We start from the raw sequence: 22,578 nt of genomic DNA, 5'->3' as shown, positions 1-22,578 counted from the left end.
CAACGGCTTAGGGTTCACTCAAAATTAATGGCGCTTTCACTAAAGTGCCATAAAACAGAACGCTAAGTTTTTTATCTCAGACAAACGCCGGTAGATCCACTGGCTATAATTAGCCCTGTAGTGGCAAGGAGGCGAACGATGACCCCAGATGAGTTCATCGATAATAAAGCGCCCCAGCTGGCTCAATATGGAAAAGCGTTCTTAAATAATCAACTCGATTTCAATGAGATCCAGCTTTACTTATGGGACACCTTGGAAGAGTGGCAACAGTTCAATCATCAAGGTGATGCGCAAACCGATATCGAGCGAGTGTTTTGGCACTTGATACACGCCTTCGACAAATGGCCTGACTGGACAATTAAAGGCAACCAGTTTCTGCGCAAGCAGATAGACGATTGCTGTGATTTCCTCAGTCTTGGCGGCCAATGTCCTAGCTGTTGTGTCGGAACACGACCTAGCTCAATATCATAATTCACGTCTTAAAACGTTTAATTATGAAAGCCAAGCCCAGTCTCTCGAGACTGGGCTTTTTTCATGATGGATTTTTCACTTTTTATTTGTCGCGTCAGCGTTTAAGCTAACCCCACCTAGCCTTATAAAGCCTACTCTATTTTGATTTCATCCCAAGTATCCCGATTTAAAGACGCCCTTACTATCTATTGTCACAAACGGGTACTGATTCTGCTGCTACTTGGCTTTTCTGCCGGTCTGCCACTGATGCTGGTGTTCTCCACCCTCTCATTTTGGCTTAGAGAGGCGGGGATCGACAGAACGGCCATCGGCTATTTCAGTTGGATCGCCCTGGCCTATGGTTTCAAGTGGGCCTGGTCACCTCTGGTGGATCGGCTGTCATTACCGATATTGACCCGGCTGCTTGGTCGGCGACGCGCTTGGATGTTGTTCGCCCAGGCGCTGTTAGTGTGCGCCATCTTAGGCATGAGCCAGAGCGACCCGGTCGCCGATCTCGAGCATCTGGCACTATTTGCCTTAATGGTCGCCTTTGCCTCGGCCACCCAAGATATAGTGATCGATGCCTTTCGTATCGAATCGGCGCCGCAAAAGATGCAGGCCGCCCTCGCCGCCGCCTATCAGGTGGGTTATCGCAGCGCCATGATTGTTGCCACCGCAGGGGCGCTCACCATTGCCGCCTGGGTCGACCCCACTAGCGACAGCTATAATCTCACCTCCTGGCAGACCGCCTACTTTGCGATGGCGTGCCTGATGTTTATCGGTATCTTAACCACCTTGGCGAGCAGTGAGCCTGAGGTCGATACTAAAGACGCCGACGAGGTAGAATCGGCGCTGCAACAAAGATTATCTGAGCGTTACCCTAGGGTCGTGGCGGCCGCCGCATCCTGGCTGTACACCGCCAGTATCTTACCTTTTATCGACTTCTTTAAACGCTATGGCCGCAGCGCTATCTTAATCCTGCTGCTTATCTCCTGCTACCGGATCTCAGATATCGTCATGGGGATCATGGCTAACGTCTTCTACGTGGATATGGGCTTTTCTAAGACGGAGATCGCCACTCTGAGCAAGGTCTATGGTCTGATCATGACCTTGGTGGGCGCCGGTGCCGGCGGTATATTATTGGCCCGCTATGGCACCATGAAGATCCTCTTTCTAGGGGCCTTTATGGTAGCGGTGACCAACCTACTATTCGCCTATCAGGCCATGATTGGTTATAACCTGCAGCTGCTGACAGCGGTGATCTCCATCGACAACTTCAGCGCCGGGATCGCCACGGCGGCCTTTATCGCCTATCTATCAAGCCTCACCAGTAGTGGTTACAGCGCCACCCAATATGCGCTGCTCTCCTCTATCATGCTGCTGTTTCCCAAGTTTGTGGCGGGCTTCTCGGGTCAATATATAGACGCCTTCGGCTATGTGAACTTCTTTGTCGCCGCCAGCGTCATAGGCTTCCCCGTGCTTTGGCTTGTCCTGTTGGTGCAAAAATATGCGCCTCATCCCAACGGTGATGAACAGGCAGAGCCACTGACGACGAAAGTAAAAGAACAGCCCGGTGACCAATAAGCCAATAAAAAGCCCCACTTAATAGCGGGGCTTTCTTATGAGGTAAGCAGTTTAATCTCTGAAATTATTAAACTGGAAAGGCTGGCCCAGATCGGATTCGCGGGCAATGGCCATCACCGCCTGCAGGTCATCACGCTTCTTACCACTGACGCGAATCGAGTCGCCTTGAATAGCGGCCTGCACCTTAAGCTTGCTGTCTTTGATCAGCTTCACCAACTTCTTGGCCACCAGACTGTCGATCCCCTCTTTAAAGGTCACCTTGAGCGAGAAAGTCTTACCGCTATGAATCGCCTTATCGGCCACATCCATAGAGGCGGGGTCTACGTTACGCTTACTCAGCTGATTGCGCAGCATGTCTACTAACTGCTGGCACTGAAAATCTGATTCAGATGACAGAGTCACCTGATGATCTTTATAGGTGATCTCGCTCTCGACACCCCGAAAATCGAAACGACTATCCAGCTCACGGCGGGTATTGTCGACGGCGTTGCGCAGTTCAACTTCGTTCACTTCCGATACGATATCCATCGAAGGCATATTTATCATCCTCTTTATAGTCACTTTATCTGCCCGCTAGTTTACCCGCTCAGACCGGCATTCGCCAAAAATTCTTGGCAAAACCAAGGGCGTTTCTTAATGACTTTAAGGTGACATTTTCCTATGATTGGCAAAACCACTTAACTGAAGCGACTCGTGAATTCTCGAAAAACCTTTTTTAAAATAGCGCTACTTCTCACCATCATAGTGATCAGCTACCTGGTATTCTCTCGCCCGAACTACCCTCAAGTGATCCCTCACATGGATAAGGTTGGCCATCTGGGCAGTTTCTTCTTTCTGGCGCTATTAACCCATCTTGCTTTCGAGCCCAAGTGGTACAGCCTGGCTGGCATATTGGCCGGGTACGCCCTGTTTATCGAGCTGGTACAGTCGCGCCTGCCCTACCGCAGCGCCTCCAGCGCCGATTTTATTGCCGATATGATGGGCGTTTTGCTCTTCTATTTCGGCCTCTGGCTCTATCGCCGCTATATTAAGGCCAGCGTGATCACCAAAACGGGAGCCAACAGCCAGCCATGAAATCTGCGGCGACCTCTCTTCTAGGCGACTCTCTGGGCGAGTCACAAGGTGAAATAGTGATCCTCGGGGCAGGCGCGATAGGTCAGTTGATCTTCCACCAGCTGTCGGCCCATGATCTCATGCCAGTATTGATGGCAAGAGAGGGGCTCGCCGCAAGTCAAAGCTTAACCTTCACCGATTTAAACGGCGTCACCATTGAGCGAGAGGCTCACCTTATCGATAGCTCAGCCCTAAATGCCTGCAAACTGCTTATCGTCTGTGTTAAGGCTTATCAAGTCGAGGACGCCCTGCAGCCATGCCTTGATAACTTAAATCCCCATGCCCATATCTTACTGCTTCACAACGGCCTTGGGCCCCACCAGCAGCTCGCCGATAAGCTAAATGGTCGAGGCTTAAGCCTGGGGACCACTTCTCAGGGAGCATTGAGGCTGGCCAAGTGGCAGATAAGACAAACTGGTGCGGGTCTAACTCAACTGGGCCACGCACAGGGGCCGGCTTTGCCAGCAGCGACACGCCAAGCCTTACTAAGAGCTATCGCTAATAGTCAGTGGTGTGAGCCCATTCTGCCTATGCTGTGGCAGAAACTCGCCATCAACATCGCTATCAACCCGCTGACCGCCATCAATGACTGTCACAACGGTGACCTGGCAGATGAGCATTACAGGTCAAGCATCTTAAGGCTTATCGACGAGGTGGTGACAGTGGCAAGCGCCGAGCAAATCCCGCTCGACAAAACTGAGCTAATTGAACGTGTATATCAGGTGATAGCGCTAACGGCCAGTAACTACTCCTCCATGCATCAGGACATTCATCACGGTCGCCAGACAGAGATAGAAGCGATCACAGGTTATCTGCTTCGCCGCGCCGAAAGCCATGGCATAGCGACACCTGAAAACCTGGCAATCTACCAGCAACTTAAAGCAGTGGAACGCCAAGCCGTCAAGCGATAGAGAACCACGCAGCAATTCCTGTGCTAAAGCGCTAACATCTTGACCCTATTGGTCGAACGCACAATATAACCCCGCATAATCTGTGGAAATTTCCGCTCTCACCTGAGTATTAAGGTCTAGAATTATCTGTACAAGGCGCAGGGCTTGAGGTGATAGATGAAGCGAGAGCAGTGGAACTCTAGGGTAGGTTTTATTTTGGCTGCCGTCGGCTCAGCTATTGGCCTAGGTAACATCTGGCGTTTCCCCTATATGGCCTATGAAAATGGTGGCGGCGCCTTCTTTATTCCTTACCTGTTTGCCATGATAACCGCTGGTATCCCCTTTATGATTATGGAGTTTAGCCTGGGCCATAAGATAAAAAAGACCTCGCCACGCATCTTCGCCCAGCTAGGACACACCCTAGGCATAAAACTCGAATGGCTCGGCTGGTTTCAGGTGTTTATCGCCGCGGTGATCGCCGTCTACTATGTCGCCGTCATCGGCTGGACTCTCTCCTATCTCGGCTTCTCCTTCAGCCAGGCTTGGGGCGATAATCCCAACGACTTCTTCTTTAATCAGTATCTTAAACTGGGCAACAACTCGCCGTCCCATCTGGGAGAATTTCAGCTGGGCATTGCTCTCTCCATGAGTATCGCCTGGCTGATGACCTTCCTCGCCGTCTTTAGCGGGGTAAAGGGGGGGATTGAACGAGCCAACAAGATCATGATGCCCATACTGTTTATCATGGTGCTGGTGCTGATCGGCCGTATATTGTTTCTGCCAGGGGCGCTGTCCGGACTCAACTATCTGTTTGAACCTGACTTTAGCCGCCTGCTCGATGCCCAGGTCTGGTCTGCAGCCTATGGGCAGATATTCTTTACCCTCAGTGTTGGCTTTGCCATCATGCTGGCCTACTCCAGCTATCTGCCGACCAAGGCTGACATCAATAACAACGCCTTTATGACGGTGCTGATCAACTGCGGCTTCTCTATTTTAGCGGGTATCTTAATCTTCGGTGTGCTGGGCTATATGGCCGAGGAGCAGATGAAGCCACTGACTGAGGTGGTGAGTTCAGGCATAGGACTGGCTTTTGTCACCATCCCCACCGCCATCAACTTGATGCCGGCGCCCTATATTCTCGGGCCCCTCTTCTTTATCGCCCTGGTGATCGCCGGGCTAAGCTCCCATATCTCTATCATAGAAGCGGTCACCAGCGCCGTTATCGACAAGTTTCATCTGCCACGAAAAGTAGCGGCGATACTGGTGTGTAGCCTAGGCTATCTGGTTTCCATGGCCTTTGCGACCAATGGCGGTCTCTTACTGTTGGATCTGGTGGACTACTTTATTAACAATATTGCTCTCTTGCTCAGTTGTTTGGTCGAACTGCTGATCATCACTTGGTTATTAAAGGTCACGGTTATCCACCAACACGCCAACGAAAGCTCTGAGTTTAAGGTGGGCAGCTGGTTTGTGATCTGCCTGCGCTTTATCAGCCCAGCGATCTTAGCCACCATATTAATGAAGAACCTCTACAACACTTTGGTCGATGGTTATGGCGACTATCCGATAGCCGATCAATTGATCTTAGGCTGGGGCTTGGTGGGCACCATGCTTTTCTTCGCCATACTGATCAACTTCACCAGCAAGTCGCCAGGCTATCCAGATCAACACCCAGGAGGTAAAAGATGAGCCAGAGTGCCTTTATCATGATGTTGTTTGCCTTGGCGCTCACCTGGGGTGGTGCCGCCCTGTGTATCGCCATTGCCATCAAGCGCAAACAAAAAGAGGAGGCCGACGATTAGCCGGCCCCCTCTCATCCAATCCAAGAAGGTTAACCCAGTTGACCTATCTGCTGCAGGCTAAAGGCCGTTAGTGGGTCGATCTCCTTAACCAGTTCCTCAATCTTGATGATCGCCTCAAGGGATCCACTGTCTTTGCGATAGGAAAGATAGATGGGGCGGTTCCAGGGCTCAACCCCTTCGACCAGATAAAGCTGTTTAGATTGTAAAAAGGGCTCAACGATCGACAGCGGCAGATAAGCCGCCCCCGCCTTATCCAAGATAAAATCCAGCGCGATACGTCCGGTGGAGGTTCTTAAATAAGGTGGTGGCATACGATAGTGACGCTCGGCATGCTCCGAAGCGAAGCGTGTTCCCCAATCCACATAAACATATTTTTGACTCAGCGCCTGGGCCTGATCGCAGGGCTGGGTAGAAACCAGCACCAGAATAAGATCGGCCACCTGCTTACACACCAACTCCTCCGACTTAAGCGGGTCGAACGCGAAGGCCATATCTAAGGTGCGCTCCAGCAAATTACGGTTTAACTGTTCACGACTGAGCGCCTCGGCCAGAAAGCCATAACCGCCGAAGGCATCGGTCACCTTACTCAGGCAGTGCTGAAGGTAGGCATCCCAAATATTGGGAGTACCAGCCATGGTCAACTGCAACGCCTTGTGATTGGTCAAAGCCAACTCGTTCTTTGCCTGCTCTAAAGTACTCACCATCACCTCAGCATAAGGCACCAGTCGCTCACCCGAAGTGGTAAGCTGTATGCTATTGCGGTTGCGCACAAACAGGGCGGAATCGAAGAAGGATTCCAACTGCTTAATTCGGGCACTCACCGCCGCCTGAGTGATATATAGATTCTCCGCCGCACGGCCGAAATGACGGGTTCTGGCCACTTCTAGAAAGGTTTTAAATACTTTGACGTCCATTTTATTCTCTCAGTCAATTTCACCGAGAGAATAACAACTAATCCTAATGGTGACGATAAAAAAGTTTTGTTTCTCTTTTGACGACAAAAATCATAATTTCGCGATCGAAAAACCCTGTAGTTACAGCGTTGCTATCACAGTGAGAGGTTGTTATGTCAGAAGAGTCATTTCGTTTTGGTCAAAAGCGTTTTTTTGATGACAAAAACTTTCCCCGCGGCTTTAGTAAGTCCGGAGAGTTTACCTTGTCTGAAGCTGAATTGTTGAGCCTATATGGCGACACTATGCAAGCCTTTGAAGCAGGCGATCTTGAGCCTGAAACTGCAGAGGAAAAACACTTTGTTAAGGTCCTAAAACACCCCAACAAGGCTAATACTAAGCTTGAGCATGTATGGTTGAAATACACCAAGCTTACCCGAGAGCCAAAAAAGTTCCACACCCTAAACAGCACGAATAACAAGCGTGTTGATCAGTTTGAGTATGTGGAATCTCACCCTGAAGATGAGGTTGCTTAAAGAATGCACATCTGCTTTTTGATGTACCCGTGGGAGCGTATCGATCCAGAGAGCGATACCACCCTAAGATTAGTTCATGAGTGCGCGCAGCGTGGTCATACCGTTGCCATCACCACGACCAGTGGGCTGACCATTCGTGACAGTAGTGTCTACGGGTTTTGTCAAATCATCAAAAAAGGGATGAAAATATCGGATAACATTCCACGTTTTTACCGCTCCGCCGAATTTCATAAAGCGCGCCTGCCCATGGCTGGCTTTGATTGTATTTTTATGCGCGCTAACCCACCGCTGGATAACCTGGCGTTAAACTTCTTAGATTCGGTCAAAGGCGACACCCTGATCATCAATGATCTTGAAGGCCTCAGGGTCGCCAACAACAAACTTTACACCGCCAGCATGAGCGGTGCCGCGAGCCAATATATTCCCACCACCCATGTGTCGAAAAATCGCGACTACCTGCAAAGGGTGCTGGAAGAAAGTGACAGCGATAAGATGATCCTTAAGCCCCTCAATGGCTTCGGTGGTCATGGCGTTATCGTGATCGAAAAAAGCGCTCGCCAAAATTTCAGCTCGCTGCTGGACTTCTACATAGGCACTGAAGAGCAGAGCAACTATGTGATTCTGCAAGACTATATCGAAGGTGCAGAAGAGGGTGACAAGCGCATTCTGATGCTCAATGGTGAACCCATTGGCGCTATGCGCCGTGTCCCAGCCAGTGGCGAGTTTAGATCTAACGTCCACGCCGGTGGCAGCGTGGTCAAACACACTATTACGCGTGAAGAGCGTGAACTGTGCGCCGCCATTGGCCCTAAGCTGATGCGCGACGGCCTCTACTTTACGGGTCTGGATGTGATCGGTAATAAGTTGGTTGAGGTTAACGTGCTCAGCCCAGGCGGCATCACGCGTATCAACAAGCTTAACCGCGTACGACTGCAAAAGCAGGTGATCGATTTCGCCGAAAATATCATCAACTCCAAAGAGCTATTGATGCAACGAAAGAGTGCATATCGTCAAGCGGTAGAAAATGCAAACCTATAGTCTCGACCAAATGCTCTCCCTGATTAAACGCGGGGAGACATTTTCAGGCCAGCTGGCCTCCTCCGGCTGCGTTATCACCATCCAAGAGTATCTGCCCGTTGTGTGCACCGCGATCCACGCGGGGCACAACTTGCGCCCCGAGCTGATAAAGTTATGTCAGCTCAGTGCCGAGGAACGTTACTTCGAAGAAGATCCCTTTACCGATGAGGTTATTGCCTCTCAGCCGATCACGCTGGCGGGCTGCGATTCGCGCTTCGAGTACGATCTCAATCGCCCTAAGAGCCTGAGTACCTATTACAAATCCGCCTGGATGAAGCAGGTATGGCGCAAGCCGCTAAGCGCTAAACAGCGCGCAATCAGTCACGCCAAGCATCAGGAGTTCTATCAACTCTACGAGGCACTGATCGCCAAGTTAGAGAGTATGTTCGGCATGGTCGTCGTGTTCGATCTGCATTCTTACAACTACAAGCGCATCGAAAAGCCGACGCCAGTATTTAACATAGGCACCTCGCAGATCGATATGGAGCGCTGGGGTAGCGTAGTGCACAAGTTTAAGCGCGAGCTGAAAACCATCACCCTACCCAATGTCGAGGTGGATGCCGAGCTGGATGTGGCCTTCGAGGGCCGCGGCTATCTGATCGCCCACACCAACGCCCGCTTCGACCGCACCTTAGTGCTGCCGACGGAGATCAAAAAGGTGTTTATGGATGAGTTGACCGGCGAGGTCTATCCCATAGTACTGGACGATCTCAAGCTTGGACTGAAGAACGCCTTTAGCGCCACCAGCGCCTACTTTCAGCGTAAGCTCAATCGTCAAAGCAAGACCCGCCGCGCCGACATGCTCAGCAGTGCCATCGAACCAGAGGTGCTAGAGATAGATGCCGCCCTGTTCCGCCTGGCGCAGAAGGTCGACACCTTAAAGTATGTCAATCCGACCAACCTGGCGGCCGAACGTCGACGTTTCATGAAGGCGCCGAGTCGCTATAAGCCTAACTTTGCCTATCGTCAGCTGCCAATAGACGCTAACGAATTTAAGTACCGTCTCTACCGTCTGCCCATAGATAATATCGCCGATCCCGCGCTTAAGCAGCTCTACAAGGATATCGTCAATAAGCTGGGCGAGCAGATAGATCTGCTCACCAGTGTCGGCCAGGAGGGTTTTGTCTATAACTCTCTACGTTATCATGGCCGGCCACAGCCAAGTGCCATCGCTAACGCCAAGTTCCTGTTATATGCCAAGGAGATCCCGGAAGATAAGGGGCCTGCCCTTGACCCTCAGCAAGTGTGCCAGATGATGAAACAGCGCGCCGAGCAGTGGGATATGCGCTGTAAGATAGGCCTTAGCGGCACCATAGTTGCCCGTGCCATGGTGAGCTCAAATCCTGCCCAGCTGGCGATCAGCAGCCATGCCCAATTTCATGAGAGCGAAGTGCAGCGCTTGATCCAGCATGAGCTGGGGGTACATATGGCCACCACGCTTAACGCCAAACAGCAATCCCTTAAGGTCTTACGTCTGGGACTACCTGGCTCAACCTATACCCAGGAAGGGCTTGCCATCTTAGCAGAGCTCAAGGCAGGCTTTATGGCGCACTCACGCCTGAATACCTTGGCATGTCGGGTATTGGCGGTGGACTCTATGCTGAAAGAGCAGGACTTCTACCTCACCTATTGCTACCTGATAGATGAACTGGAGATGGATAAGGACGACGCCTTTGTGACCACGGCCCGCGTCTATCGCGGCGGCGGCTTCACCAAGGATCACCTCTATCTAAGCGGCTTCCTGGAGATGCTGCATCTATCTCATACTCGCAGCCTGGACAACCTCCTTGTTGGCAAGACCAGTGTGCAGTATTTGGATCTGCTCGATGAGCTGGTGCAGCGGGACTGGCTTGTGCCTCCTAAGTATAACCTTTTCCCGAGCAGTAACTTAGAAGAGAGCCCCAGCCTCAACTATCTGATAGAGAGCCTGCGCAGCTAATCGCCTATTATCGCGGCCAGGCCTGCCCGGTCGCGATAACTCTACCCAAAAGCAAATTCCGCCCAAAAGCAAATTCTGCCCAGAAACAAACTCTGCCAAGGCATTGCCGCTTATATCAGCGAGTGACCACTGGGCTACTCAGAATGTGAATGAGCAAGCTTTGCAAGCGAGCCCTTTTGCCTTAGGCTAGCGCTTCCCATCATGACAAGAACCGCTAGCCGAGCATGTTAAAACACCTATTTCCCAACACTCTTAAAAATGCACTGATTCTCTACACACTACTGATTGCTATGGTGCTGCTTTGCGTACTGTTTGTCGATCGACCTCTAGCGGAGCTGATGCACGCCCAGCAGTTGTCGAGCACATGGTTAAAAACCCTGAGTAAGACCCCTCTATTGCTGGAATTTTTGGCAGGCCTCACCATCTTCGCCTGTATCAGCGAAAGATTTAGACTGAGGTTTCAAGCACTGGCACTTGAGCTTACCTTCACTCTGATACTGGCATTTTCGCTGCGCTGGCTTGGTAAGATACTATTTGGCCGAACCTGGCCAGAAAGTTGGTTTAAACTCGGCGATGGGCTAAACCCCTCGTGGATTGCAGACAAGGTAGAGGCATTTCACCCCTTTGCCCAGGGGCAAGCCTACGACTCCTTTCCCTCAGGCCATGCTCTGCTCACCTTCGCCCTCGCCTTTACTTTCTGGCGCCACTCGCCCAAGTTGATGCCACTATGGCTAGGCTGTATGGCTGCCGTCATCGCCGGGCAATTAAGTCTCAACTATCATTACCTAGGGGATCTGCTGGCAGGAGCAAGCTTTGGCCTACTCGCCAGTCAGCTGTCCCTCAGCCTGCATCACAAACTCAGGCTATTCATCCGTCAGCATAATGAGTCTGACGGCAAGCCATAGGTGTAAAAAAACGTTAAACCAGCCTGTATTTATTAGCAAAAAGGGCGTAATTTTAAATGTGTTGCCCTATTTTGTTCTACTATTGCCTAAGGCCTCAGCCTTAGTTTAAGACGGAAAAAAACTATGAGAGAAGTGAATTTTCGCACCATAGATAAACTCTTCATCAAGATGTCTATCAACGATAAATTTTGGGTCATTGGCGCGCTGTTTTTCATCGCCATCACCTTTTTAGGCGTCAACCGCTATCAGGAGAGTATCGACAAGATAGAGCAGGCGTCCGTCATGGCCCTCGAAGGAGAGCTCACGGGCATGATACGAGCCCTCGAGGCCAGCGGCCAAACGGACAAATTTGCCAGCCTCAATATTCAATCCAGCGGACAAGCGAAATCTAGCCGCAACCAAGACAGTGTCACCGCAGTGGTTCGCAGCAGCGCCGGACAAAACCTGTCTCTGACACAGAATGTCGCCAGTCAGGAACGCGAGGCCAAACAATCGGCACTATACAGCCTGCTGCTCACCTATCTCTGGCTAATCCCCTTCTCTATTCTGCTCTACTGGAACGCGACCTTTATTGGCGGCGCGCTCTGGGTACTGTGGACGACCACTAAGAATATCGCCAAGGGCGATCTCACCTCTCGCCTAGGCTTTCACCCTGGTCGCGATGAGTTTGGCACCATAGGTTGCGCCCTGGATAATGCCATGGACACCCTCACCGAGCTTGTGGTCACGGTGAAAGAAAATGCCGAGACCCTGCATGCTACCGCCAGCTCTTTTGCAGCGGAAAATCAGGAGAGCGAGCGTCAGATCGAGCAGCAATACCAGTCACTCGACTCGGTAGCGACCGCCATGGAGGAGATGACAGCTTCCGCAGGTGAAGTTTCTAACATCTCCAATAGCTCGGTAGAAAAAGTGGAGCAAAACTCACAATCTGTCCGCCAAAGCTATGAGCGCGTGCAGCGCGCCATTAAGGATATCGAGCAGCTCTCAGGCTTTATCGAGCAGACCTCCGACTCAGTCAGCACCCTTAAGATCAACGCCACTAAGATCAATGAGGTGATCACCACCATCAACGCCATCTCAGAGCAGACTAACCTGTTGGCGCTCAACGCTGCCATTGAGGCGGCCCGCGCAGGTGAAATGGGCCGTGGCTTCGCCGTTGTTGCTGACGAGGTAAGAACCCTGGCCAGCCGCACTCAGTCTGCCACGGTAGAAATCCAGGCGATGATTGAAAATCTGCAGCAGGAAACCAATAACATAGACAACATCACCCAGCGCACCGTTAAGCAGGCCGAATCCAGTCAGTCGTTGATCACTGAAATAGGCACAGATGTCAGCTCCATTAACGAATCATCGCAATCGGTTATCGATATGAGCTTCCAGATCGCCGCATCTTCCGAAGAGCAGAGCGCAGTGGCTAACGACATCGCATCAGAACTGAGTGAAATTAGGCAGCAGGCCAATGTTATTAAAGAGCTGGCAAACCAATCATCAATTGGCGTGAGTCAGCTGTCCCAAGCCTCTGAGAGTCTGGGTAAAATCCTCGCACGTTACCAGACCGCCTAAACAAAAGGTAAGGTATAAAAATGGCCGCCATGCTAACCCAGGGCGGCCATTTTTAATGCTCAGGTTTAAAGCCTGTATCAGCCGCCTTTAAGAGAGACTGTGACACTTAGGCTGTAAATTAGTAGGTATAACTTGCCCCTAAGCCAAGTGGGATCCCCAGCGACCAATAGAGCAGCAACCAAGCACTCCAGATAGTGAGCAAGGCCAAGCTGAATGGCAGCATCATAGAGATTAAGGTCCCTATGCCAATCCCTTTAACGTAGCGCTGGCAGTAGACCACCACCAAGGGGAAATATGGCATCAAAGGGGTAATAATGTTCGAGCTTGAGTCGCCAACGCGATAGGCAGCCTGGGATAAGTCAGGGCTAATATTCAACTGCATCAACATGGGGACAAGTACCGGACCAATTAGCGCCCACTTGGCAGATGATGAGCCGACAAAAAGGTTCACGAAGCCAACTAAGATAATCATACCCACTATGGTGACTTCGGCCGAAAGGTTCATCGCCTTTAGCGCGCCAGCACCCTCTACGGCAATAAGCGCCCCAAGATTTGAGGCAGAAAAAGCAGCCACAAACTGGGCGCAGAAAAACGCCATCACGATATAGTGCGCCATACCGCTCATGGACTTTGACATCGCCTGCACTACATCAGCTGAGCTGCTAAATGTCTTAGTCAGATAACCAAACACGACCCCAGGTAAGACGAAGAAGAGAAAGATCAGCGGCACGATCGATTGCATCAAAGGCGCACTAAAACTGGTCAATGAGCCGTTAGCGTCCCTAAGAGTCGATGTTTCCGACAGGGTCAGAGAAAAGAAACCAGCAATGGCAAGCAACATCACCACAGTGGCAATACGAAAAGCTTTCAATTCTGTTGCCGTGGTTTGCTCCATCGCAGGAATATCCACCTGATCCCGCGCCACCTTATGGGTGCGGTTTAACCTAGGCTCAAGCACCTTATCGGTGAGATACCAGATCAACAAAGTGATGGGGATACAAGAAGAAGCGGCAAAGAACCAGTTATTCAGCGGGTTGATTCGTATATCCGGATCGACGATTTGCGCTGCCGATTGGGTAAAGCTCTGTAGCAGAGGGTCTATGCCTGAGGGAATAAAGTTAGCGCAAAAACCACCTGATACGCCAGCAAATGCCGCCGCTATTCCCGCTAACGGGTGTCGCCCAACAGTAAAGAAAATCACCCCGGCCAAGGGAATCACAACCACATACCCGGCATCTGTCGCGGTATGAGAAATAATCCCCACCAATACCACCGCAGGCGTAAGCAATTTGGCTGGCGTGACTTTCAACATCTGTTTCAGCGCGGTATTGATATAACCAGAATGTTCTGCAACACCGACACCCAGCATGGCGACCAGGACAACCCCCAAGGGAGCAAAGGCGGTAAAGGTCGATACCATGGAGGTTAAAAAGTGAGTAAGTGCTTCACCACTGAGTAAATTGCTCACCTGAATTGGCTCATTAGAGCGAGGGTCTATCGCCTCGAAGCTCACACCGGATAACAGCCAGGAAAGGCCCCACACGGTAAAGAGCAACATCAGAAACAGCATCGCTGGATCCGGTAACTTGTTGCCCACACGTTCAATGCCATCCAATGCCCTTCCCAGCATGCCTGGCGCTTTATCATTTCTTGCCATCATTCTACCCTTCTGATTTATAACGCCGATTTTTTAACTAATCGGCTTTCTTAATATAGCAACAGGATACAAACTGAGGCTGTAATCAACCTTAAATCACAGACAGAAAAAAGCCCCACTCAATGAGCGAGGCTTTCGATGCAGCAACTTTTACTTGCTGATGTCTATTTGCTAGTGACTACTTGCTGGTGTCAATCGGTGCGAAAGATTTCACCAGATCATCAATAGCCTTCATCTGAGTGAGATAATTTTCAAGCTGATGCAGTGGCAATGCGCACGGGCCATCACACTTAGCATTGTCAGGATCGGGATGGGCTTCGATAAACAGACCGGCCAAGCCTAGTGCCATACCGCTACGGGCCAGCTCTGTGGCTTGTGCGCGACGACCACCTGCGCTGTCGGAACGTCCACCAGGACGCTGCAGTGCATGAGTCGCATCGAAGATCACTGGATAACCCGACTGCTTCATCTCGTCCATACCCAGCATATCGACAACCAGGTTGTTATAGCCAAAACAAGAACCGCGCTCACACAGGATGATCTCATCATTGCCCGCTTCATTGAACTTGGTGATGATGTGGCGCATCTCATGTGGGGCCAAAAATTGCGGCTTCTTCACATTGATAATCGCGCCGGTCTTAGCCATGGCCACCACAAGATCGGTTTGGCGCGCTAGGAAGGCAGGCAGCTGAATGATATCCACGACCTCGGCCACAGGCTGGCACTGATGTGTCTCGTGTACATCAGTGATCAAGGGGAGGTTAAAGGTATCTTTAATCTCCTGAAAGATCTTCAATCCCTCTTCCATGCCGGGACCACGGTAAGAGTTAACCGACGAGCGGTTAGCCTTGTCGAATGAGGCCTTAAACACATAAGGGATCCCCAGCTTCTGAGTAACTTCCGCATAGGTCTCTGCAATCTGCATGGCCAGGTCGCGAGACTCGAGCACATTCATGCCGCCAAACAAAACAAACGGCTTATCGTTTGCAATTTCAATGCTACCTAACTTTATGGTCTTATTACTCATTGCTACTTCTCTCTTAAGTTGCCGGGCCATACCCGGCATGAATCAACTGAATCTTATCGGGCGGATCACCTGATTATAGCGCGACCACCTGTAATATTTGCCCACATAACCACGCCATATAAGTGCCTACAGCATAGCCTAATACCGCCAGGAGTACACCGACCGGGGCCAGCGCCGGATGGAAGGCTGCGGCGACAACAGGTGCCGAAGCGGCGCCGCCCACGTTAGCCTGGCTACCCACCGCCATGTAAAACAGCGGCGCGCGAATCAACTTGGCCACCAGCAACATAAAGCTAGCATGCACTACCATCCAGATAATCCCGATGGCGAAATACCAAAGGTTGGCCGGATCAAACAGCTTAAATACATCCATATGCAGACCGATTGTCGCCACCAGAATGTACAGGAAGGCCGAGGCGACCTTGGAGGCACCAGCAGCTTCCAAGTGACGCACTGGCGTGAAAGACATGGCCAAGCCTATGGTGGTAACGGTAACGATCAACCAGAAGAATTTAGAGGTCAGGCTGTAATCGCGAGTCCAAGGATAATTTGCTTCAAAGAAGGGGCCGAGAAAATCGGCGATCATATGGGCAAGACCAGTAATACCAAAGCCTACGGCCACGATCATCATAAGGTCTCTAAGGCTGGGAATACGCGCGTTTTCGGCGTGATACTTTTCAACCTTCTGCTTGAGTGTCTCGATAGCACGAGTATCGGCGCCTGTCCTGGCATCGATCTCTTTGGCCTTTGAGGCCATAAACAGCAGTACTGCCATCCAGATATTGGCGACAATCACATCCACTGTCACCATGATAGAGAAGATGCTGCCGCCCGCCTCATAGATCTCCTTCATCGCCGCCTGGTTGGCGCCGCCGCCAATCCAGCTACCGGCCAGCGTGGTCATGCCGCGCCAAACCGCATCGGGTCCGCTGACACCCAGCACCTCAGGGTTGATAGTCGAGATGATCAGCAGCGCGATAGGCCCACCGATCACTATGCCTACGGTACCAGTCAGGAACATCACTATCGCCTTAGGCCCCAGGCTTAAGATCGCCTTGAGATCGACACTTAAGATCAACAGCACCAAACAGGCGGGTAACAGATAACGGGAGGCCACGTAATAAAGATTCGAGGTATCACCGTCGAGAATATTGAATGAATTCAGTAACGAGGGAAGAAAATAACAAAGCAGTAAGGCCGGGATAAATCGGTAAAACTTAACCCAAAAAGGATGTTGGCTACTGTTGGTGTAAAATACGAAGCCTAAAATAATCGCCAGTAGCCCCAGGCCCGTGGCGTCATTGGTCACTAATGCGGTACTACTCATTTCATCTCCCTTAGTATTTATTATTCTGTATTCGTTATTTATTGTTGTAGTTATATGGGTGGCCGCGGCATCACAGTGGGGATGCGGGCTTTATCTTTTGCCCCGCGAGAGGCCTTCCCGGCCTCGACGCTAAGGGTTAATGATAGACCTCAACCTCATCGTTGAGCTCTTTTAATTGTAACTTGACCAGTTCGGTCACAGGATCGTGAGGGCTATTGTCGACAAAGTGTCTCAGATCCGCTGCCGCGACGCTGATACAGCCTAGCTGCTGGGCAATAAAGGCCCTTTCACGATTCAGGTTTAAATCATCTTTATGCCACTGTAACAGCAAGTTACAGCACTCCATCGCACTCTCAAACTGACTGGCCAATATGGCACCGGCTTTCAGTTCATGGAGCATACGCGACAGCAGGCGCTTTAGGCTCGCAGGCTTCAAATAGCGCGGCTTAAATGGCGCGCCATTCCCCAGCTCTCCACGTACCAATACATGCAGCTGGTGACGCGTAAGGGATTTACCGGTCAAAGGATCGATATAACGCACCACATCATCCAAACGACAAGCCAGCACAGTCGTGCCAGGCAGTAGCAGAGGTTGCAATACCAGATCCAGCTGTTTACCCAGCAGCATCAGCACTGTCGCCAGTGTGGTGCTGTTACCCTGACGCGTGGTAATACAGGTCGCCAGATCGGCCGCTTCGATACTGAAGTAAGAATCTCGGGCGCAAAAGCCCAGGTCCTGATAAAACCAGTTCAGCAGCGCATCCAGACGTGCCTCTCTGTCCACCAGGTAATGGCTTAACACTGAGCCAGCCAATTCATACCAGGCCCACTTAGCGGCTTCCTTATCGGAAAACCCTAAGTGAGTAGAGATGTCAAACGCACTCTCAGGCAAGGAGAGTTCATCTTTTAGGATCGGATTTGTCATTAGCTCATTAATATTGCTTGTTTAAACATCGCTAGCTTAGCGGCGTACATCACCCAAGCCAGAGCGCCTAAGGCGGCAAAAGTCTTGAAAAGTTTGTTGCGATTTGCCTTCATCGCTATGGTTGCCAGGAAGATATAGGCAAAGACGGCACCGATCTTCTCGGTTAACCAGGCATCCTGAAACGGATACTGCTTAATGATGAAACATAAAGCTAAGCCAGATAGGAGCAAGAAGGTATCGATAACATGGGGGGCTATCTTAACAAATTTCTTCTCCATAATGGCAGATTGCTTAAGATGCAGCGCAAAACGTACAATAAAAAACAGCACGCTCACGGCAATTAAGGTGAGGTGAATATGCTTAATAGCTGGGTATAAACTGTCCATTGTCTCTTCTTTAGTGGCTCGCAAAGGCGCTAGTGTACCCGATCAAAGGCCGAGGCACCAATATCGTACTGAGATTATCTAAGTTAAATGGACACAATCATTTTCAATAAGAGAAGGCATTTTGAAAACGCAACAGGACACTCGTTTAATACATGATGACTCGGCCGAATTCGCCGAGACGGTTAAACAGAAAATCGCTGAATTTAACTGGCAACATTGGGAAGTTAGCGAGCGCTTACCGCTAGGTTTAAAGCTGGAAAATGAGGCCGGGGAGCTTATAGCCGGTCTATCGGCGCGCACTTTCGGCAACTGGCTAATGATAGATAACTTCTGGGTCAGCGAAGCACTAAGAGGAAAAGCTATCGGCAGCAAGATGTTGGCAGAAGCCGAGCGCATTGCCAAAGAACGAGGCTGTGTCTATGCCATACTCGACACCCTAAACTTTCAGGCTAAGCCTTTCTATGAGGCCAGAGGCTATCGACTGGAATGGACGCAAAAGGCCTATCCGGCAACGGGCTGTAAGTATTTTATGACCAAGACTCTCTAGTAGATTGAGCATCAGGGCGGTGGTGTTGATTTCAAGCACTTCAAGCCATTGCCCCCTGTTGACCTGCTGCGCTGGAATTACTGCTCTTGAGCTTCCTTTAACGCCTTGGCACGTTTATCAGCCTCCTCCTGCATCAAGGTGTTCATCTCCTTCTCGAAATCGGCTATCTCCTCGGGCCGCGTCGGCACCTTAGGGCCCGCGCCTTGGGTTGTCTCCAAAGCCGCCTCAGTCTGCTCGCTGAGCAGTGGTTGCTTGCCAAGTTGCTGATAATATAAGAAACCAAGGATCAACAAGGCCAGTAACATAACGATCATCTTCATGCAGTTCTCCTCACGACGTCACGGCGATTGTCCCCGCCGCTGCCTTTTTACTTGCTAGATTATGGCCTACCGACTGCGCCGATAACAAGCTAGATGAAAACTCAACTATTTTTCCTAAGGCAAAAACAGAAACGCCACGGGGTAAACCCATGGCGCTTGTGATTTGGACTTAGGACACTCAACGGCTATCTTGGCCAGCGACCCAAGGTACACCTGTCGTTACTGCCAAAATCTCGCACCGTCGACACCGCCTCATAACCCAGTTCGATCATCTTATCACGCACAGTGATCGCCTGGCCGAAGCCATGCTCAAGCAGCAGATAACCGCCTGGTGCCAAATAATCCCGGGCGGCCGTGGCAATGTGGAAGAGATCCGCATAGCCATGTTCCCCCGCCGTCAGGGCGCTGTGGGGTTCAAACCTCACATCCCCTTGAGACAGATGCTCATCTTCCTCATCGATATAGGGCGGATTGGAGACGATCAGGTTAAAGTCATAGTGAGTAATGGCATCAAACCAATCACTCTGCAGCACCTCAACCTGAGGCAGCTTAAGATTGTCCCGGTTGGCTTTGGCAAGCACCACAGCTTCGAGTACCTTATCGACCGCGGTGATCTGCCAGTTACTGCGCTCAAAGGCCAGCGACAAAGCGATAGCCCCGGTGCCCGTGCCCAAATCCAACACTTTGGCGTTATCGGCCAGCGGCAGGTTAAGGGCGGTTTCAACCAAGATCTCAGTATCTGGGCGCGGGATCAACGTGGTGGGATTGACCATGAAGGGCAAGGACCAAAACTCACGCTCTCCGACGATATGTGCGATAGGGGTTCCCAGCAGACGACGCGCGACCATCTGCTTATATTCGGTGACCTGCTCGCTGGTCAGGCGTTCGTCTGGCCAAGTATAGAGATGAGTGCGCTGCTTATGAATAACATGCAGCAACATCACCTCAGCATCGAGCTTGGCACTGTCAGACACATCCTGTAGTCGAGTCGAGGCCCACTCAAGGGCCTGTGCTAACGTTTGAAACAAAGAATTTCCTTAATTACCCAGCGGCAATGCAAGCAGGATTAGCCTTCGGAAAGGGCTGCTAACATGTCGGCTTGGTTTTCCTGCATCAAGGGGCCTAGGATGGCATCGAGATCCCCTTCCATTACCTCGTTGAGGCGATAAAGGGTAAGGTTGATTCTGTGCTCACTCACACGTCCTTGAGGGAAGTTATAGGTACGCACACGCTCTGAACGGTCACCACTGGCCACCAGGTTACGGCGAGTCGATTCCTCTTCGCTACGGCGCTTCTCATCTTCGACAGCTTGAATACGGGCCGCCAAGACGCTCATGGCCTGGGCGCGGTTTTTATGCTGTGAGCGTTGATCCTGACATTCCACGACTATGCCCGATGGAATATGGGTAATACGAATAGCAGAATCTGTCTTGTTAACATGCTGACCACCGGCGCCCGAGGCGCGGAAGGTATCGACCTTCAGATCAGCAGGATTGATCTCAATCGCTTCGGCTTCTGGGATCTCAGGCATCACGACTACGGTACAGGCAGAGGTATGTACGCGACCTTGAGATTCTGTTTCTGGTACACGCTGCACGCGATGTCCGCCAGACTCAAACTTGAGCTTACCGTAAACACCGTCGCCAGAGACTTTGACGATAATCTCTTTAAAGCCGCCATGTTCGCCTTCGTTGGCGTTCATGATCTCCATCTGCCAACGATTTGCTTCACAGTAACGGCTGTACATGCGGAAAAGGTCGCCCGCAAAGATTGCCGCCTCGTCACCACCGGCACCGGCACGGATCTCAAGGAAGGCGTTGTTATCATCTTTAGGGTCTTTAGGCAGCAAGAGGATCTGCAGTTCACTTTCCAAGGTCTCCAGAGTCGCCTTGGCTTCTTTGATCTCTTCCTGAGCCATCTCTTTCATATCGGCGTCATCTTCGGCAAGCATCTCTTGCGCTGAGGCGAGGTTCTCTTCAGCCTGACGATAAGCTTGAAAGCTTTTGACGACATCTTCGAGTTGAGCATACTCTTTGGACAGAGCGCGAAAACGCTCCTGATCGGCGATGATTTCCGCATCACTCAGCAGCGCCAAAACTTCTTCATTACGCTCAAGCAAGCCTTCGAGCTTGCGAATAACACTGTCCTTCATTACAACGCTAACCTTAGTCTTTATCTAGTCCGAGCGCTGCTCTTAATTGTCCAATGGTATTGAGGTCACCGCGGCGACTCGCCTGGGTGAGCGCTTGGGTCGGCGCGTGGATCAACTTATTGGTTAACTTATTCGCCAGTTCCAGTATTAGCTGTTCGCTATCACCACCCTGGGCCAATTTATTGATTGCTCGCTCAACCAACTCATCTTTGATCGCCATACTCTGGCTTCGGTATTCACGAATGCTATCGACCGACTCTAACGATCGAATCCATTCCATGAATTGATGAGATTCCTCTTCAACAATTAATTCAGCTTTCTCGGCCGCCTCACGTCTGGAGGCCATATTCTGTTCAATGATGCTTTGCAGATCGTCAACCGTGTATAAGAAGGCATCGTCCAGATCGGCAACTTCGGCCTCGATATCTCTAGGAACTGCTATATCAACCAATAACATAGGTTGATGACGACGCTGCTTAAGCGCTTTTTCTACCATGCCTTTACCCAGTATAGGTAATGGGCTGGCGGTAGAGGATATCACGATATCGGCCTTAGGGAGAAAATCTGGTATCTGTTCGAGCGTAATTGCTGTGGCGCCGAACTCTTCGCACATGGCCTCGGCGCGAGAAATGGTGCGGTTAGCGACTATCATAGAATCGACACCATTGTCTTTTAGATGACGTGCTACCAGCTCTATGGTCTCACCGGCGCCAATCAGTAGCACCTTAGTAGCACTGAGCGCCGAGAAGATATGTTTAGCCATGCTCACAGCAGCAAAGGCAACGGAAACCGCCGCGGCACCGATTTCAGTCTCGGTGCGCACCTTCTTAGCAACCGAGAAGGTATTTTGAAACAATCTGTCCATGGTCACAGCCACTGTGCCAGCCTCTTTGGCTTTCACAAACGACTGTTTAACCTGACCTAAGATCTGCGGCTCGCCCAGAATGAGCGAATCCAGGCCGGCAGAGACACGCATCAGATGTTGTACCACTTCCTGCCCCTGATACTTGTACAGGCATGGCAAGACATCATCGTGGGATAATTGATGATAAGATTCCAGCCAACTGATCACATCCGCCTCATCACCCGTGTTGCAATAGAGTTCGGTGCGATTACAGGTAGAAACGATCACCGCCTCACCTGTCTTAGTCCGACTGGCAAGACTCTTCATTGCTTCATGAATTTTATCAGGCGCAAACGCTACCTTTTCACGTAGGTCTACAGTGGCTGTTTTATGATTAATACCGATTGCTACAAGGCTCATCTGACTCTTTCTGGTCTCTAGGGTCTGTTAATCTTGGGAGTTTATGACTACTGGGGTACTCGCCCGAAATCATCTCACTTAATGGCAGTCATTCTACGCAATTGAATCAACTAAAAACAGAATACGCTTAACAAAACCGAACAATAATCTGGCTTGTCACAACTTTTTTCTATTAAACCTGCAGGCTTAAATCAAGTTCGCGCTCCACTCTGGAAAATTAGCCA

Annotated in this window: 23 protein-coding genes; 12 read left to right on the top strand and 11 right to left on the bottom strand. The window is 50.8% G+C overall.

Translation table 11 applies throughout. The annotated features are described in order from the left end of the window. Window positions 1-138: 138 nt before the first annotated feature. Together NY07_RS00345 and NY07_RS00340 are read left to right on the top strand one after the other, a co-directional pair. Window positions 139-471, top strand: a complete 333-nt coding sequence (locus NY07_RS00345) for a hypothetical protein (protein ID WP_033537363.1) — start codon at window positions 139-141, stop codon at window positions 469-471. Window positions 472-612: 141 nt separating this feature from the next. After that, the gene (locus NY07_RS00340; RefSeq protein WP_033537362.1) at window positions 613-2,034 is read left to right on the top strand and encodes an AmpG family muropeptide MFS transporter; all 1,422 of its coding nucleotides are present in this window, start codon (window positions 613-615) and stop codon (window positions 2,032-2,034) included. A 51-nt stretch (window positions 2,035-2,085) separates the two neighbouring features. Here the strand turns inward: NY07_RS00340 and NY07_RS00335 are convergent, their stop codons facing one another. Further along, on the bottom strand, window positions 2,086-2,571 hold the full coding sequence (locus NY07_RS00335; RefSeq protein ID WP_033537361.1) for a YajQ family cyclic di-GMP-binding protein: 486 nt from the start codon (window positions 2,569-2,571) through the stop codon (window positions 2,086-2,088). A gap of 156 nt (window positions 2,572-2,727) precedes the next feature. Here NY07_RS00335 and NY07_RS00330 point away from each other — a divergent pair, with 156 nt between their 5' ends. The 4 genes from NY07_RS00330 to NY07_RS19365 all read left to right on the top strand — a co-directional run bounded on the left by NY07_RS00330 (window position 2,728) and on the right by NY07_RS19365 (window position 5,839). Beyond that, complete coding sequence (locus tag NY07_RS00330) at window positions 2,728-3,108, top strand: VanZ family protein (protein WP_033537360.1); 381 nt, start codon at window positions 2,728-2,730, stop codon at window positions 3,106-3,108. Further along, on the top strand, window positions 3,105-4,058 hold the full coding sequence (locus tag NY07_RS00325) for a ketopantoate reductase family protein (RefSeq protein WP_052125434.1): 954 nt from the start codon (window positions 3,105-3,107) through the stop codon (window positions 4,056-4,058). Before NY07_RS00330 ends, NY07_RS00325 begins: the two co-directional genes overlap by 4 nt. Before the next feature lie 156 nt (window positions 4,059-4,214). Then, the gene (locus NY07_RS00320; RefSeq protein WP_033537359.1) at window positions 4,215-5,726 is read left to right on the top strand and encodes a sodium-dependent transporter; all 1,512 of its coding nucleotides are present in this window, start codon (window positions 4,215-4,217) and stop codon (window positions 5,724-5,726) included. Beyond that, window positions 5,723-5,839: a MetS family NSS transporter small subunit gene (locus NY07_RS19365; RefSeq protein ID WP_140946870.1), complete on the top strand. Its 117-nt coding sequence runs from the start codon at window positions 5,723-5,725 to the stop codon at window positions 5,837-5,839. The genes NY07_RS00320 and NY07_RS19365 overlap by 4 nt, the downstream gene beginning before the upstream one ends. A 29-nt stretch (window positions 5,840-5,868) precedes the next feature. Here NY07_RS19365 and NY07_RS00315 read toward each other — a convergent pair whose 3' ends face one another. After that, window positions 5,869-6,753 carry a LysR family transcriptional regulator gene (locus tag NY07_RS00315; RefSeq protein WP_033537358.1) on the bottom strand — a complete coding sequence of 295 codons (885 nt, stop codon included), beginning with the start codon at window positions 6,751-6,753 and terminating at the stop codon, window positions 5,869-5,871. 152 nt (window positions 6,754-6,905) lie between these two features. On the opposite strand from NY07_RS00315, the gene NY07_RS00310 reads away from it, so the two are divergent. From NY07_RS00310 to NY07_RS00290, 5 genes are all read left to right on the top strand, one after another. Next, window positions 6,906-7,265 carry a DUF413 domain-containing protein gene (locus NY07_RS00310; RefSeq protein WP_033537357.1) on the top strand — a complete coding sequence of 120 codons (360 nt, stop codon included), beginning with the start codon at window positions 6,906-6,908 and terminating at the stop codon, window positions 7,263-7,265. A gap of 3 nt (window positions 7,266-7,268) precedes the next feature. Further along, entirely contained in the window at window positions 7,269-8,303 is a 1,035-nt protein-coding gene (gene gshB, locus NY07_RS00305; RefSeq protein WP_033537356.1) for a glutathione synthase, read from the top strand. Next, on the top strand, window positions 8,290-10,281 hold the full coding sequence (locus tag NY07_RS00300; RefSeq protein ID WP_033537355.1) for a flavohemoglobin expression-modulating QEGLA motif protein: 1,992 nt from the start codon (window positions 8,290-8,292) through the stop codon (window positions 10,279-10,281). Before gshB ends, NY07_RS00300 begins: the two co-directional genes overlap by 14 nt. A 224-nt stretch (window positions 10,282-10,505) precedes the next feature. After that, window positions 10,506-11,186: a phosphatase PAP2 family protein gene (locus NY07_RS00295; RefSeq protein ID WP_033537354.1), complete on the top strand. Its 681-nt coding sequence runs from the start codon at window positions 10,506-10,508 to the stop codon at window positions 11,184-11,186. Window positions 11,187-11,309: 123 nt separating this feature from the next. Beyond that, the gene (locus NY07_RS00290) at window positions 11,310-12,749 is read left to right on the top strand and encodes a methyl-accepting chemotaxis protein (RefSeq protein ID WP_033537353.1); all 1,440 of its coding nucleotides are present in this window, start codon (window positions 11,310-11,312) and stop codon (window positions 12,747-12,749) included. Between the two features lie 118 nt (window positions 12,750-12,867). Here NY07_RS00290 and NY07_RS00285 read toward each other — a convergent pair whose 3' ends face one another. The 5 genes from NY07_RS00285 to NY07_RS00265 all read right to left on the bottom strand — a co-directional run bounded on the left by NY07_RS00285 (window position 12,868) and on the right by NY07_RS00265 (window position 18,071). After that, window positions 12,868-14,409, bottom strand: coding sequence for an AbgT family transporter (locus tag NY07_RS00285; RefSeq protein WP_033537352.1), 1,542 nt, complete (start codon window positions 14,407-14,409; stop codon window positions 12,868-12,870). A 175-nt stretch (window positions 14,410-14,584) separates the two neighbouring features. Next, on the bottom strand, window positions 14,585-15,433 hold the full coding sequence (kdsA, locus tag NY07_RS00280) for a 3-deoxy-8-phosphooctulonate synthase (RefSeq protein ID WP_033537351.1): 849 nt from the start codon (window positions 15,431-15,433) through the stop codon (window positions 14,585-14,587). A gap of 73 nt (window positions 15,434-15,506) precedes the next feature. Beyond that, entirely contained in the window at window positions 15,507-16,760 is a 1,254-nt protein-coding gene (locus NY07_RS00275) for a DUF819 family protein (protein ID WP_033537350.1), read from the bottom strand. Between the two features lie 136 nt (window positions 16,761-16,896). Further along, on the bottom strand, window positions 16,897-17,685 hold the full coding sequence (locus tag NY07_RS00270; protein ID WP_033537349.1) for a transglutaminase family protein: 789 nt from the start codon (window positions 17,683-17,685) through the stop codon (window positions 16,897-16,899). After that, window positions 17,685-18,071 carry a SirB2 family protein gene (locus NY07_RS00265; RefSeq protein ID WP_033537348.1) on the bottom strand — a complete coding sequence of 129 codons (387 nt, stop codon included), beginning with the start codon at window positions 18,069-18,071 and terminating at the stop codon, window positions 17,685-17,687. Before NY07_RS00265 ends, NY07_RS00270 begins: the two co-directional genes overlap by 1 nt. Before the next feature lie 121 nt (window positions 18,072-18,192). Here NY07_RS00265 and NY07_RS00260 point away from each other — a divergent pair, with 121 nt between their 5' ends. Continuing rightward, the gene (locus NY07_RS00260) at window positions 18,193-18,618 is read left to right on the top strand and encodes a GNAT family N-acetyltransferase (RefSeq protein WP_033537347.1); all 426 of its coding nucleotides are present in this window, start codon (window positions 18,193-18,195) and stop codon (window positions 18,616-18,618) included. Window positions 18,619-18,695: 77 nt separating this feature from the next. Here NY07_RS00260 and NY07_RS00255 read toward each other — a convergent pair whose 3' ends face one another. The 4 genes from NY07_RS00255 to hemA all read right to left on the bottom strand — a co-directional run bounded on the left by NY07_RS00255 (window position 18,696) and on the right by hemA (window position 22,354). Further along, on the bottom strand, window positions 18,696-18,938 hold the full coding sequence (locus NY07_RS00255; RefSeq protein WP_033537346.1) for a hypothetical protein: 243 nt from the start codon (window positions 18,936-18,938) through the stop codon (window positions 18,696-18,698). A 185-nt stretch (window positions 18,939-19,123) separates the two neighbouring features. Continuing rightward, complete coding sequence (prmC, locus tag NY07_RS00250; RefSeq protein ID WP_033537345.1) at window positions 19,124-19,966, bottom strand: peptide chain release factor N(5)-glutamine methyltransferase; 843 nt, start codon at window positions 19,964-19,966, stop codon at window positions 19,124-19,126. 38 nt (window positions 19,967-20,004) lie between these two features. Continuing rightward, window positions 20,005-21,090 (bottom strand): peptide chain release factor 1, encoded by a 1,086-nt coding sequence (gene prfA / locus NY07_RS00245; protein ID WP_033537344.1) that lies wholly within the window; start codon window positions 21,088-21,090, stop codon window positions 20,005-20,007. Window positions 21,091-21,103: 13 nt separating this feature from the next. Further along, window positions 21,104-22,354, bottom strand: a complete 1,251-nt coding sequence (gene hemA, locus NY07_RS00240) for a glutamyl-tRNA reductase (protein ID WP_033537343.1) — start codon at window positions 22,352-22,354, stop codon at window positions 21,104-21,106. Window positions 22,355-22,578 lie beyond the last annotated feature (224 nt).

The organism is Shewanella sp. ECSMB14101, from assembly GCF_000773485.1.
In the GTDB taxonomy this organism is placed as follows: domain Bacteria; phylum Pseudomonadota; class Gammaproteobacteria; order Enterobacterales; family Shewanellaceae; genus Shewanella; species Shewanella marisflavi.
Note: the sequence above shows the minus strand (reverse complement) of the source record. Positions and strands in the feature narration are given on the sequence as shown.